A 14942-nucleotide genomic window follows, 5' to 3' on the forward strand; every position below is an offset into this window, starting at 1 on the left:
CGCGGGAAAACTCAGCTCGAAGCGGCGCTCAGTTCCCGGCCCCGCAACGCGAAGCGCTGGATCTTGCCGCTCGGCGTCTTCGGCAGTTCCGCCACGAAGTGGATCCGCCTCGGGTAGACATGCGCGGCCAGGCGGGTTTTGACCGTCTGCTTCAACTCGTCGACCAGCGCCTCCGACCCCTCGACACCCGGGTTCAGCACCACATAAGCCACCACCAGCTCACCGCGCAGCTCGTCCGGCGCGCCGATCACCGCGGCTTCCGCGACGGCCTCGTGCTGTGCCAGCGCACTCTCCACCTCGAACGGGCCGATCCGGTAGCCCGCCATCAAAATCACGTCGTCGTCGCGCGAGCCGAAAGTCAGGTAGCCGTCGCGGTCGCGGGCGGCGATGTCGCCGGTGTAGTACCAGCGGCCGTCGGCGCTGAATCGTTCCGCGGTCCGCTCGGGGGCGTCGCGGTAGCCGGAGAACGGCATCAGCGGGCTGGCGGACACGTCGATCGCGACGCGGCCGGTCTCGCCGATCTCCGCGATCTCGTCGCTGCCGGCCTTGAGGACCTCGACGGCGAATCCGGGCAGCGGCCGTCCCATCGACCCGGTCTTGACCGGCGCGATCAGGTGCGGATGCCAGGCGTTGCCGACGACCATGCCGGTTTCGGTCTGGCCGTAGTGGTCGCGCACCGGGCAGCCGAGCATCTCCTCGGCCCAGGTCACGACGTCCGGCGTCAGCGGCTCCCCGGCCGACGAGCAGTGCCGCAGCCGCAGGCCGGCGGGCACCGGCAGGCCCGAGCTGCGCAGCGCGCGGTAGACCGTGGGGCCGGCGGTGAAGTTGGTGACGCCGAAGCGTTCGAGCACCTGCCAGGTCAGCTCCGGGCTGAACCCGGCGTGCAGCAGCAGGCTGCGCCGACCGGTCGCGAGCGGGCCGAGCAGCGCGAAGTACAGCCCGTACGCCCAGCCCGGGTCGGCGGCGTTCCAGAAGACGTCCTCGTCGGTCTGGTCGAGGCCGAACTCCTGGTAGGAGTGGATCCCGGCGAGTCCGCGCAGCGGCACCGGCACCGCTTTCGGGGTGCCGGTCGTGCCGGAGGTGAAGATCTCGACCAGCGTGCCGTCGCCGCCGATGGCGACCGGCTCGGGCAGCGGGTGCGGTTCGTCCAGCAGCGCCTCGAAAGACAGATCTCCGCCGGACGCCTCGCCGGTCGTCACGATGATCCGCGCCGGATCGGCGGGCAGGTCCTCGCTGGGGTCGAGTTTGGCTCGCTGACCAGCGTCGACCACGACCGCGCGCGTCCCGTTCCCGACGATCCGCTGGGCGATCGCGGGCGGCGCGAACGCGGTGAACAGCGGCACGTGGACCGCGCCGAGCCGCCAGATCGCGAGCAGCGCGGTGACCAGTTCGGCGGACTTGCCCATGAGCGTCGCCACCCGGTCTCCAGCCCGCACGCCGTGCGCGGCCAGTGCGGCGGCGAACCGCGCGGAAGCGGCCTCGAGCTGGCCGTAGGTGAGGTCGCGGCTGCTGAGGTCGGCGTCCACGAGGGTGAACGCGACAGCGTCGGCCGGATGCCGTCCGCACAGCAGATGCGTCGCGTCCGCGTCCGGGGCGGCATAGGTCTGCAACAGGTCGAACATGGTGCGTTCAGGGCTCACGGGGCTGCTCCACGGTCATCGTCGGCCGGTGTCGGCACATCGTCACCGCAGGTCAGCCAGCCGGCCACCCCCGAACAGGGGTGGCCGGCGTTTCGTCCCGCGCGGCGACAACGGCGGCGCGGCTGGGTAGAATCGCACCTCCTGCCGGAGCCTCCGTGCCGCCGAAGTGGGGTGCCTGCCGTGACGAGTGCGACCGAGACCGCCGCCGAAGTGCGCCGTGCCCTGGCCCGGCTCCGCGGCGCGGCGGGCGTGCCGCTGACGTTCGGCGGCGAGGTCGCGGACGGCAAGCGGCTGCGGATGACCGAACTGCTCGGCAACACCACCACGTCGCTGCTCGGCCTGGTCGTCGCGGAGGGCAAGGGCCTCGGCGGCCGCGCGATCGGCGTGCGGAAACCGGTCGTGCTGCCGGACTACTACGCCAGCGAAGCGATCAGCCACCACTTCGACCGCGCGGTCCAGGCCGAGGGCGTGCGCTCGGTGATGGCGGTGCCGGTGATAGTGCAGCGGACCGTCCGGGCGGTGCTGTACGGCGCGGTCCGCGAGCACGTCCGCTTCGGCGACCGGTCGGTGACCGCGATGGTCGAAGTGGCCCGGGACCTGGAACAAGAACTGGCCGTCCGCGCCGAAGTGAGCCGGCGGCTGGACCTGCTCGCCCCGGAGCCGGGAACCGCGCCGCCCGGCAAACCGGCCGACCGGGAAGCGCTCCGGGAAAGCCACGCGGAACTCCGCCGGATCGCCGCCGCGATCGAAGACCCGCAGCTGCGCGCCCGCATCGACGCGGTATGCCAGTCCCTGACCGGCGACGCTGCCCGCGGACCGCAGCCGGCTCTGTCCGCCCGCGAACTGGACGTCCTCGAAGGAGCCGCGGCCGGGCACACCAACGCGGCCATCGCGGAGGCGCTCGGGCTGGGTCCGGAAACGGTGAAAAGCTACCTGCGCAACGCGATGCGGAAGCTGGACGCGAAGACTCGCCTGCAAGCCGTCAACGCCGCGCGCCGCGCCAATCTGCTGCCTTAGCCCGCTCCCCCACCGGACCTCGACAAAGGTTCGTGGGGTGAACCCTGATTCCCTCACGGACCGTCCGCCCTCGCCGCGACGGTCAAACCAGCGCAGCCCGGTCCCGGCTGGCCACCGCCAGCGTCTCCAGCAACGGAACCGTCCGCTCCCACCCGAGGCAGGGATCCGTCCGGCTCACCGCGCGGTCGGCGGGCACCCGTTCCGGGTCCTGCGCCCCGTCGCGCAGATACGACTCGATCATCACCCCGGCCACCGCCGCCCCGTCGCGAATCTGCTCCGCGACGTCTGCCACCACTCCCGGCTGCCGGTTGTGGTCCTTTCCGCTGTTTCCGTGCGAGGCGTCGATCACCGCTCTTCGCGGCAGCCCCGCCTCCCCCAGCACCGCCATCGCCTCGGCCACCGACGCCGCGTCGTAATTCGGTGCCGGGCCGCCGCGAAGAACCAGGTGCGCATCCGGGTTTCCGCTGCTGCGCAAGGTTTTCATCCGGCCGTCCACGCCGAGCCCCGGGAAAGCGTGCGCGGCCCCGGCCGCGCGGATCGCGTCCACCGCGGGCCCCAGCCGTCCGGACACGCAGTTCTTCATTCCCACCGGCATCGGCAGCCACGACGCCAGCTGCCGGTGCGGCTGGCTGGCGACCGTCCGCGCCCCGATCGCGCCCCAGCTCACCGTGTCCGCGACATACGGAGCCAGCACCGGATCCACGAATTCGTACGCCAGCGGCAACCCGGTCGCCGCCGCGTCGAGCAAGAACTGCCGCCCCAGTCGGACGCCCGTCGCGAGATCGCCTTTGCCGTCCAGCGTCGGGTCCGGCAGGAAACCGGTCCACCCGGTCACCGACCGCGGTTTCTCCAGGTATGCCCGCAAAACCACCACGAGGTCGTCGGCATACCGAGCCGCCGCGCCGGCCAGCAGTTCCGCGTACTCCAGCGCCGCCTCCGGATCGTGCACCGAGCACGGGCCCACGATCACCAGCAACCGCGGATCGCGCCGGGCCAGCACCGCCGAGACCGTCTCGCGGTGCCGGGCGACGTCCGGCGCGGTTCCCGCCGTCACCTCCACCGGGCTGGGCAACGTGTCCTGCATTTACCGGCTCCTTTCCTTCGGCAGCTTCGCCGCCCCGGCAGCCGCCACCGCGACCAGTCCGAGCACCCACCAGAACGTGTCCGCGAAAGCCGCCGCGACATCCGCGCCCCGTACGGCCAAACGGTTTTGCAAGATCAGCGCGAGCACCGCGGTCCCGACCGAACCGCCCAGCGTGTTCAGCAAATTCAGCGCACCGGCCGCTTTCGGCAGCTGCGTTTTCTCCAGACTGCGGTACACCAGCGCCAGCACTGGCGCACTGATCATCGCCGCCCCGAATCCGCGCAGCACCAGCGAAATGACCAGCGCGGCGTCGGGAAGTTCCGGGCCTAGCTGAGTGAACGCCGTGGTTCCCAATGCCACCAAGCTGATTCCAGACATCACCAGCGTCCGCGGAGCCAACCGGTCCACCAGGCGATGCACCAGAACCGAACCCGCGGCAGCGCCGATTCCCTGCGGCACCAGCAGCAATCCGGTGTCCCAAGCGCCCAATCCGGCACCGCGCCGCAAATACAACGGCAGCAGAAACATCGTGCCGAACACCGAAGCGCCCAACACGACCAACGCCACCGCGGCCGCCCCGAACGGCGGCCGAGCGAACAATCGTGGGTCCAGCAACGGCGCCCGCACCCGCAGGCCGTGCCGGACAAACGCGGCCAGCATCAGCAAACCCGCCACGACCGCCGCGGACGACAGCCACTTCGGATATCCATCGGAAAACCCCGTCAGTCCGAAAACCACCGCAGCCAGCCCGGGGGAAAGCAAAGCGGCACCACGGAAATCGAACGGCTCGCGTAGGCCGGTCGGCGCGTCCGCCGCGACGTACCGCAGGCCGAGCACAACCGCGACCACGCCGACCGGCAGGTTGACGTAGAACAGCCACGGCCAGTCCGCGACGTTGAGGATCGCCCCGCTCGCCAGCGGCCCCAGCACCGGCGACAGCAACGGCACCACGCCGACGACGCTGATCAGCCGCCCGATCCGTTCCGGCCCCGCCGCGCGCGCCAGCAACGCCTGACCTGTCGGCGGCAGCAAACCACCCGCCAGCCCTTGCAGCACGCGGAACGCGACCAGCATCGGCAACGAGCTCGCCAGCCCGCACAGCAGCGACGCCAGCACGAAAACGACTACCGCGGCCAGCCAGGTCCGCCGCCCGCCGAACCGCGCGGCGAGCCAGCCGGACGCGGGCACGGCGGTCACCACGGCGAGCAGATACGCCGTGGTGACCCATTGGACCTCGGTGACGGAGGCGTCGAACCGCTGCGCCAGCGTCTCCACGCCGACCGAGACGATGGTGCTGTCGAGCGTCGCCATGAACGTGCCCAGCACGAGCACGAACGCGGTCCGCCACAGGGTCACCGCGGCCTCGCGAACTCACCCGCGTCATCGTCCCATCGCGACGGAAGCTCGCCGAGGAACCGCAGCAGGTCCGCGACCAGGTCTCGGGCTTCCGCAGCGGTCAGAATCCCGTCCTGGTAACCGAATACGCCAGTCCAGCCGCCAGAAAGCTCCGGCACTACGGTGACCGTCATCGGGTAGTGCGTGCGCTCGCGGAACCGGGTGCCGGTGATCGACAGGCCCGGTGCCGGTTCACGCAGCTTCGCCGGGTCCACCGGGTAGTTCTCGAACACGACGAGGCTGTCGAACAGCCGCTCCCGGCCCGTCAACGAGGCCAGCTCGCCGAGGCCGACGTGCTGGTGCGCGAGAAATTCTTGTTGCCGGGCTTGGGTTTTCCGGAGGGTCTCCCCCACGGTACCGGCGAACCGGACCCGCACCGGCACCGTGTTGGCGAGCAACCCGAGGATGTCCTCGACACCGTCCACTTCGGACGTCCGTCCGGACACCATCGCCCCGAAAGCGACATCGGTGACCCCAGATCGAGCCGCGAGCATTGCCGCCCACGCGCCTTGCAGCAACGTTCCCGCCGTGAGCCCGTGTTCGGCCCCGGCTCGCGTCAGCTCGGCGACCAACTGAGCGTCCACAGTGAACAGTTCCGGCTCGACTGCCCGCGGCTGTCCACTCAGGAGTTTCCGCGAAGGCAGATCAGCCAGCTCCGTCCGCCAAACATGCCCGCTGACGGCGTGGTCGCGCGCGGCGAGCCACCGCGTGTACCTCGACAACGGCACCGCTTCCGGCAGCGATTCCCGGGAGTACCCGGCGAACAACTCGGCCAGGATCCGCGGCGCGGACCAGCCGTCCGAAAGCAGGTGATGGCTGGTGAGCACGAGTTCGTGCCGATCCGGGCCGTGCCGGAGCACCGTGACCCGCAGCAACGGCCCGGCGGCGAGATCGAACGGCTCGGCGAGGTCTTCCGCGAGCAGCCGCTCGACGTCCCCCGCCACCTCGCGGACCCGGAAGCCGACCCGCGGCTCCGTCGGCACCACCTGCACTTCGTGCCCGGCCGGGAAAACCGCGGCCAGGTTCGGATGCCGCCGCACGAGTGCGTTCGCTGCCGCCTCCAACGCGGTCAGGTCGAGCACTCCGGACAGCGAGAACGCCGCCTGCACCGGGTACGGATCCTCGTCCGCGGCCCGCGATTCGCGCAGGATCAACTCCTGCAATGGCGTCAACGGCAGCAATTCGCCCGCCGGTACCGCAGCGGCCAGCGCGGCAAGTTCCTCCTGGAACGCCAAACCCAGAGCCGCGATCTCCTCCGCGCTGAACTCCGAGGACGGCCAGGTGAACCGGGCCGCCAGCCGGTCGTCGCGCACCATCGCGTTCACCATCAGCGCCTGCCCGAGGGGACCGCCGTCAGAGCCGAGCGGGTCAGCGTCCGGCGGGCGCTGCCACGGCGTCTCTTCCAGCGGTGCCGGGTCGAATCGGCCGAGGTAGTTCCAGCTGACGTCCGCTCCGGTCGACGTTCCGCCGAGGATTCCGAACCCGAGCCCATCGCCGGCGGCGCGAAGCTGATCGCGGACCGCGGCGATAGCCGTCTCGTCGGAAGGCGGCGTGATCCGCGCCGGGTACATCGCGGTGAACCAGCCAACAGTCCGCGACAGATCGACAGCTCCAGCGAAGTCCGGTGTGTGGTCCGGACGGCCGTGGCTTTCCAACGCCACCAGCAACTCCGAGCCGCACCAGGCCCGGTAAGCCCGCGCGAAAGCGGTGAGCAGCACGGCGTCCGGACCGGTCCGGTACGCGCCGGGCAGCGTCGTCAGCACCGCCTGCGTGATCTCTTCCGACACCTCGATCTCGTGGTGCCGCGCAGTACCGCTGACCGGGCGGGCCGAGGCCGCAAACCGTTCCCAATGCGGACGTTCCACCTGTCGCGCGGGCTTGGCCGAGGCCAACGCCCGCGCCCAGCCGAGGAACGACGGCCCGCGCTCCGGCAACTGGTGGCCGAGGTAGGCCTGTTCAAGGTCGTCGAGAAGGATCCGCCACGACACCGCGTCCACGACGAGATGGTGGGCGACCAGCGCGAGCCGCCCCGGACGCGCGGGCCCGGCGTCCACCCACACCGCCCGCAGCATCGGACCCGTCCGCGGGTTCACCGCGGACCGGACGGCCGCGATCTGGTCGTCCAAGAGTGCGCGAAGGTCCGCGTCCTCGCCCGCCGGGACGACCATCAGCACGTCCGCTCCGGTCACCGCACCCGGTTCCGGAACGCGCAGCACGTCGCCAGCCAGGTGTGACCGCAGCACGTCATGCCGTTCGAGGACCGCGTCGAGCGCAGCCCGCCACTTCGACATGTCCCCGCCGGAGGGCACGCACACCTCGACCCACTGACAGAACCCGTCAGCCGCCGAGCCGGCGCGTTCCAGCAGCTCACGCATCACCGGCGTCAGCGGCGCGTCTCCGACCGCGGGCGTGAGATCCGGCGACACCACCGCGGTCTTGGTGCCGCAGCGGGCCGCGATCCCGGCGATCGTGCCGCCCTCGAAGACGTCTCGCGCGGTCAGGTGCAGGCCCTCCCGGCGAGCGCGTGCGACCAGCCGAAGCGACGCGATGCTGTCTCCACCGGCGTCGAGGAACCCGTCGTCGATCGTGACGTCCGGGCCAAGCAGCTCCCGAACCACTCGCAGCAGAACAGTTTCCGCTTCCGTCGCCGGTTGCCGGGCCGCGGCGGCAATGCGTGGCCCAGGCGCGGGCAGCGCAGCCCGGTCGAGCTTGCCGCTGGGCCCGAGCGGCAGTCGCTCCAGCGTGAGCACCGCCGACGGCACCAGGTGCGCGGGCAGTTCAGCCGCCAGATACTCGCGCAGTGCGGCCGGGTCCGGGTCCGCTCCGTCGACGGGCACCACGTAGCCGACCAGCCGCCGGTCGCCCGGCCGGTCCTCACGCACGAGCACGACCGCGGCCCGCACGTCCGGATGCCGCGTCAGCGCCGACTCGATCTCGCCCGGCTCGATCCGGAACCCGCGCAGTTTGACCTGGTGGTCGGCGCGGCCGAGGAACACCAGCTGCCCGTCCGGCCGCCAGCGCACCAGGTCTCCGGTGCGGTACATCCGGTCGCCGGGCGCGCCGAACGGGTCGGCCACGAACCGCTCCGCGGTCTGTCCCGGCCGGTTCACGTAGCCCCGCGCGAGCTTCGGCCCGGCGAGGTACAGCTCGCCGGTGACGCCGGTCCCGACTGGCCGCAGCCCCGCGTCCAGCACGTACGCCCGCACCTGCGGATCCGGCCTGCCGATCGGCAGCGGCCCGGGATCGTCGGCGGAATACACCCAGGTGACCGAGTTGATCGTGACCTCGGTCGGGCCGTAGGCGTTGAACAGCGCCCGCCGGCCGCCCCAGCGGTGCGCCAGCTCCGGGTCGAGCCGTTCAGCTCCGACCACGAAGAACACGTCCGGATCCACCGTCGCGTCGTCCGGCATCGCGGACAGGAACGACGGCAGCAGGTTGAGCCCGGTGACGCGGTGTTCGGCGGCGTAGGCGAGCAGGTCGTCGCCGGAGCCGCGGACTTCCTCCGGCGCGATCACCGAGGTTCCGCCGGACAGCAGCGGCAGGAAGAACTGCCAGTACGACACGTCGAAACTCGTGGACGCGAAGTGCAGATACCGTTCGCCGTGCCGGATGCCGACGATGTCCTCCTGCAACGCGACCAGGCTCGGAATCCCGCGATGGGTGATCGCCACGCCCTTGGGTTTCCCGGTGGTGCCGGACGTGTAGATCACATAGGCCAGTGAATCCGGCGACAGACTTGCGTCGTCCCAAGTAGACAGTCCATTGAGGACCAACGGATTTATCACCGGAATGCCGAAGCCAGGATCCGAAGTGGACACCACCGCCGCGGGCGCACTGTCTTTCACCAGGTGCGCCAGGCGTTCCGCCGGATAGGCCGGGTCCATCGGCACGTGCACCGCACCGGCTTTGAGCACGCCGAACAACGCGACGACCAGTTCGATGTCCCGCTCCAGCAGCACCGCCACCGGGTCTTGCGCCCGAACCCCAGCCGCTCGCAACTCGTGGGCGAGCTGGTTCGCCTTCCGGTCCAGTTCCGCGTAGGTCAGGCGGCGGTCCCGGCACACGACAGCTTCGGCGTCCGGAGTTTCCCGCACCCAGCGGGCGAATTCCTCCAAGCAGGTACCGGCTTCCCGGCGCGGCTCCGGCCCGGTTCCTTGCCGCAGCAGAGCCGCTTCCTCTTGCGCAGGAAGGGAACGCAGCCGAGCAACCGGTTGCCGCGGGTCCGCCACGAGCTCGTGCAGCAGCGTCGTCAGCCAGCGGCCGTACGCCTGCACGGTCGGCTCGTCGAAGGCATTCGGCTGGTAGCCGAGGCCGATCGAGATCTCGTCACCGGGCAGCACGATCACTGTCAGCGGGTAGTGCGTCGCGTCGGTGATGTCGACGCCAGCGAGGTCGAGCCCGGGCGCGAGCGGTTCGCGGTCCCGGCTGGAGAGCGGGAAGTTCTCCATCACCAGCATCGTGTCGAACAGGTCGCCGACGCCCGCGACGCGCTGGATGTCCGGCAGGCCGAGGTGGTGATGGTCGGTGAGCCGCGCGTTCTCGTCCTGCACGCGCTCCAGCACTGCCGACGCGGGCTCGGACGGGGCGAACGTCACGCGCACCGGGATGGTCGTGCCGAGCTGGCCGATCATCGCTTCCACGCCCGGGACGTCGGACGGACGGCCGGACACCGGGCAGCCGAACACCACGTCCTGGCGTCCGGTGAGCCGCGCCAGCAGGACGCCCCACGCGGTCTGGAACACCGCCGTCGAGGTCACGCCGCGTTCTCGGGCGAAGGTGCGCAGCTGTTCGCTGAACTCCGCGCCGAGCCCCAGCCAAATCCGCTGTGGACGGTCCGAAGTGGACGCATTTGTCACCGGAGCGAGCCGGGTTCCTTCTTCCAGCCCGGCCAACGCGGTCTGCCAGGCTTCGACCGCCGCGTCGTGATCGCGGGCGGCCAGCACCCGGTGGTACTCCGTGAGGGAGGGCGCGACTGGAGCGGCCGGGCCGCCGCCCAGCTCGGCGTAGGTGGCGAGCAGAGCACGGCCGACGAGCGGCATCGACCAGCCGTCGAGCAGCGCGTGGTGGATGGTCAGGGCCAGCCGGTGTTCGGCCGGGCCGAGGGTGAGCAGCAGGAAGCGGATCAGCGGCGGCACCGCCGGGTCGAACGGCCGGGCCAGCTCGGCCGCGCACTCGTCGTCGGCGTTCTCCGGGTGCTCGACGTGCCGCCAGTCCAGGTGGACTTCAGCAGGCACGACTTGCACGACCTCGCCCGCCGCTGTCGTGTGCAGGTGGACGCGCAGCGCCGGATGCCGCCGCAGCAACTCCTCGGCGGCGGCTCGCATGCGGTCCGGATCGAGCTGTCCCTCCAGCCGGGTCACCGCCTGCACGGTGTAGACGTCCGGCCCGCCGCGGGTCAGCGTGTGGAACGACAATCCGGCCTGGAGCGGCGTCGCGGGCAGGACGTCGGCGATGGGACCCTGCTGTTCGAGGGCGTCGATGTCGTCCTGGGTGAGCGTGACGAGCGGAAGGTCCGACGGAGTGAGCCCGCCGGTGCTCTCCCGCGCATGCGCCGCCAACGCGGCCAGTGCGGCTGCCCACGCTTCCTGGAGGCGTTCCACCTCTTCCGGTGGCAGCACGCGGCTCGCGGCGGTCCATTCGACAGCGATCCGCGGGACGCCTTCCTCGCGGACGAAGCAGTTCAGCGCGAGAACCTGCTCCAGCGCCTTCGCGGGCGGCTCGATGACAGCGAACGGATCTTCGTCCGGCAACTGCCAGCCGCCGGACAGCGGGGTGAACCGGCCGAGGTAGTTGAGCAGGACGTCCGGCAGGTCCGGAGCGAAATCCGCACCCGGGTCCAGGTACCGCAGAACACCGAAGCCGACGCCGCCATCCGGCACCGCACGCCGTGCTTCCTTTACCCTGCGCAGCAACCGATCGAGAGTGTCCACTCCAGACAGTTCAATGTGGACCGGGTATTCGGCGGTGAACCAGCCGACGGTTTGCGCGAGGTCCAGCCCTTCACGGCCGTGGCCCTCCATCATGACGGTCAACGCGTCTTCGTCACCGCGCAGCGTCAACACGAGCGCGGCGAGCAGCACCTCGTCGACACCCGCGCGATAGGCGGCAGGGAGCGTAGTGAGGATCGCCGTGCTTTCCTCTTCGGTGGCAACGGTGACCGAACGATGCGCGGTGGCAACCGTGTCTCGCGTCGGGTCAAGCTTGCTCTTCCGTGCCGACCGCCAGAACTCCAGTTCTCCGCGCCGTGCACCGCTCGCGCCCTGTTCGGCGAGCGCCAAGGCATGGCGTCGCCAGGAATTGCGGACAGGTTCGAGCACCCCGCCCGCACAGGCAGTCTGCAGATCCGGCAGCAGAATCCGCCACGAAACCCCGTCAATCGCCAGGTGGTGCACGACGATCACCAATTGGTCCCCGACCTGCGCGACCCGCAGCATCGCCCCGGCGCGCGGGTCCAATTCGGACGCCAGCCGCTCCGCCACCTCGGCCGGGCTCCCCGTTGCCTCGCTGACCATCGCTGCGACTTCACCACGCGGCCGGATCACCAGCCTGCCGTCGGGTTCGACGCGAAGCCGCAGCACGTCATGGTGGTCGAGAATCGCCTGAACGCTTTCGGCCAGCCGCGGCACCGGACCGCCCACCTGGAGCACTGTCCACTGTGCATAGCCGACGATCGCGTCCAGGTTGGGATTCAGGTCCAACAACGTCCGCACGATCGGCGGAGCCGGAACCTCGCCGATCGGTTCGTCCGGCGCACTGTCCGGTTCGGACAGCTCCCGGCTCGCCGCCGCCAAGGCCGCGAAACTGCGCCGCGCCAGCAAATCCCGCGGCCGGAGGTCCAGCCCGTGCGACCGCAGCCGGCTGCTGACACTGATCGCCGTGATGCTGTCGCCGCCGAGAGCGAAGAAGTCGTCGTCCACCGCGACCCGCTCCACGCCGATCACCTCGGCGATCGCAGCGCACAGCAGCCGTTCCCGCTCGGTCCGCGGCTCCCGGCCGCCGTCTGCCGCCGAGGGCGCGGGCAACGCGGCCCGGTCGAGTTTTCCGTTGCTGGTCACCGGAAGTTCGTCCAGCACCACGACCGCTGCCGGAACCATCGCCTCTGGCAACCGCCGCGCGAGTGTCGCGCGAACGTCCTCCGCCACCAGTCCGGACCCGACGATATACCCGATCAGCCGCGGCCCGCGCACCGCCGCCGCGGCGGCCCGCACGCCTGGCACCGCGCCGAGCGCGCCCTCGACCTCACCCAATTCCACCCGGTGGCCGCGAATCTTGACCTGACCGTCGCGCCGTCCCAGATACTCCAGCCCGCGACCCGGCACCCACCGCACGACGTCGCCGGTGCGGTACATCCGCTCCCCCGGCGGCCCGAACGGATCGGCGACGAACCGCTCCGCCGTCCCGCCCGGACGCCCGAGGTACCCCCGCGCCAGATGCGGCCCGGCGAGATACAACTCACCGCGGCTGCCCGGCAGCACCGGCCGCAGCGCCGCGTCGAGCACATACGCCCGCGTGCCGGGCACCGCGAACCCGATCACCGGCTCGTCCCCGGTGATCGGCGCACTGGCACCGTCCACAGTGGTCTCTGTCGGCCCGTAGATGTTGCGCGCCCGGATGCCGGACGAAACGATCCGCTGCCACAACGCCGGAGACGTCGCCTCGCCTCCGAGCACCAGCAACGCCGGGTCGAGCGATCCCGCGTCCAGCAACGGAGCCGCCATCGACGGAGTCGTGTCGATGACGTCGATCCGGTCGCGCACGAACGCGGCGTGCAGCGCGTCGACGTCGCGCGCGGTTTCCGTGTCGTAGACGTGCAATTCGTGCCCGCACAGCATCCAGAGCAACTGCTCGATGGCCGAGTCGAAGGCGAACGAGTACGTATGTGCCACGCGGAGCCGCCGCCCCTGCGCGGTCTCGGCGACCGTGGTCGCGCGATGGTTCCGCAGCAACGTCTCCAGCCCGCCGGACCGGACCAGCACTCCCTTGGGCCGCCCGGTGGAGCCCGAGGTGAAGATGACGTACGCGAGGTGCTCCGGATGACGGTCCACTTCGGACAGTTCTGTCGCCGAATATCCGGCGATTTCGGTTCGCACCGTCGGATCGTCCAACCGGAGCCCCGGCAGCAACTCCGAGCCCGTCACGACAAGCTTCGGAGTCACCTCGGCCACCAACGAGCGCAACCGCTCCGCCGGATGCGCCAGATCCAGCGGCAGAAACGCCGCACCAGCGTCGAGAACCGCCAGCAACGCCACCACCAGATCGACCGACCGCGGCAACGCCACCGCCACCACGTCGTCCGCGCCGACGCCCCTCGCCCGCAACGCCCGCGCCAGCCGGTGCACCCGCGCCCGCACCTCGTCGCCGGTGAGCCGCTCGTCGCCGCAGACCAGCGCGGTCTGCCCACCGAGTCCGTCCAGAAGCCCTTGATCCAGTGAGACAACGGCGGGAGTCGACCAATCGGCGAGCAAGGCGTCGACGTCCGGCACCAAATCCACCCCGCCGACCACCGGAGCGTCCGCCGAAGTGAACGCGGAGATCAACGCCTTCAACGCGGTGAGCTGCGCGTCGACGCCAGCCTGATCCTGGGACCGAGCATCGACCTCGAACCCCAGCAACAGGCCGCCACCCGCCGTCGGCAGCACGCTGAGCCCCATGTCCTCCGGCGGCCCGCCCGCGACGTTCCGCATCGTCCCGCGCGCCTCGCCGAGCGCCAGCTCCAGGTCGAACGCCTTGAGGTTGATTCCGCGTCCGTGCAGCAGCGCGCCCGCACCGGGCACCGCCAGGTCTTGCGGCAGGTTCTCGCCCCGGTACCGCTGGTGCGCGCGCATTTCCCGCAATGCCTGCGCGACCCGCGCGGTCAGTTCCTCCGGCCGGTCGCCCGGCTCCACCCGGACCCGCAGCGGCAGCACGTTGACCGCCATCGCCGGAGTGCGCAACGCCGCGCCCACCCGGCACATCAACGGCACCGCGAACACGACGTCCGTCGTCCCGAGCACCCGGTGCAGGAACGCCGCGTAGCACGCGATCAGCGCGTCACCCCAGGTCGTCCCCGCGCGCCTGCCCAGTTCGGCGAGACCGGCGACCTCGTCCGCGGTGAGTTCGGCACGCGCGGTGAACGTCGCTTCCGGCAGTCCGGCCGTACTCGCGTCCTCGGCCAGCTCCGGCATCGGCGTGAACCGCTCGCACCAGTACGCGCGATCCTGCGCGAAACGGTCGCTCATCCGGTACGCGCGGTCGGCGTCCACCAGATCGGCGAACCGGCCGAACGTCGACGGCGGCACGTCTTCGCCGCGCACCGCCGCGGTGTACCGGGCGGCCGTGCGCCGAGCGAGCATCGCCGCGGTATATCCGTCGAACACCAGATGGTGGCCGAGCTGGGTGAACCAGACTTCGGTGTCGGAAAGCCGGAAGATCAGATGAGAGAACAACGGCCGGTCCAGCATCCCGCGACACGCCTCGGCCACCCGTCGCCGCTCCGCCGCGACCCGCGCGTGCGCGGCCGCCAGCGGGTCCGGTTCCCCTTGCAGGTCAACGACTTCCGGCAGCGGCACCGGATCGGCCGACACCACTTGCCGCGGCCCGTCCGGGGTGTCGAGCACCCGCAGCCGCAGGCTTTCCGCTTCCTCGGCGGTCGCCCGGATCGCCTCGGCCAGCGCCGCGACGTCGATCGGTGCGCCGCCGGAGATTTCGATGACGTCGCCGACGAGGTAGTACGGCGAATCAGGTTCAAGCCGCTGTGCGTTCCAGATGCCCAGCTGGGCGCTGGTCAGTTCGAGGGTGGCGAGTGCGGTGCTCAACTGGGGACTCCC

5 protein-coding genes are annotated in these 14942 nt (G+C 70.9%); 1 reads left to right on the forward strand and 4 read right to left on the reverse strand.

Annotated elements, in window-relative coordinates; all coding sequences use genetic code 11:
- Positions 1–11 precede the first annotated feature (11 nt).
- Positions 12–1640: an AMP-binding protein gene (locus ACZ63D_RS02925; protein WP_465352598.1), complete on the reverse strand. Its 1629-nt coding sequence runs from the start codon at positions 1638–1640 to the stop codon at positions 12–14.
- 180 nt (positions 1641–1820) lie between these two features.
- Between ACZ63D_RS02925 and ACZ63D_RS02930 the strand changes: the two genes are divergently transcribed.
- On the forward strand, positions 1821–2657 hold the full coding sequence (locus tag ACZ63D_RS02930) for a helix-turn-helix transcriptional regulator (RefSeq protein WP_465352599.1): 837 nt from the start codon (positions 1821–1823) through the stop codon (positions 2655–2657).
- A gap of 82 nt (positions 2658–2739) precedes the next feature.
- Here the strand turns inward: ACZ63D_RS02930 and ACZ63D_RS02935 are convergent, their stop codons facing one another.
- Genes ACZ63D_RS02935 through ACZ63D_RS02945 form a run of 3 tightly spaced genes read right to left on the reverse strand, consistent with a single transcriptional unit; the run spans position 2740 to position 14930 of the window.
- Positions 2740–3741, reverse strand: coding sequence for a 3-deoxy-7-phosphoheptulonate synthase (locus tag ACZ63D_RS02935; RefSeq protein WP_465352600.1), 1002 nt, complete (start codon positions 3739–3741; stop codon positions 2740–2742).
- Positions 3742–5052, reverse strand: a complete 1311-nt coding sequence (locus tag ACZ63D_RS02940) for a DHA2 family efflux MFS transporter permease subunit (RefSeq protein ID WP_465353683.1) — start codon at positions 5050–5052, stop codon at positions 3742–3744.
- Positions 5053–5093: 41 nt separating this feature from the next.
- Positions 5094–14930 (reverse strand): amino acid adenylation domain-containing protein, encoded by a 9837-nt coding sequence (locus ACZ63D_RS02945; RefSeq protein WP_465352601.1) that lies wholly within the window; start codon positions 14928–14930, stop codon positions 5094–5096.
- Positions 14931–14942 lie beyond the last annotated feature (12 nt).

The organism is Amycolatopsis sp. NPDC104775, from assembly GCF_055583325.1.

Coding starts and splice junctions, on each gene's coding strand:
- ACZ63D_RS02935 (WP_465352600.1), bottom strand. CDS start 3,741: ATGCAGGACACGTTGCCCAGCCCGGTGGAGGTGACGGCGGGAACCGCG.
- ACZ63D_RS02940 (WP_465353683.1), bottom strand. CDS start 5,052: ATGGCGACGCTCGACAGCACCATCGTCTCGGTCGGCGTGGAGACGCTG.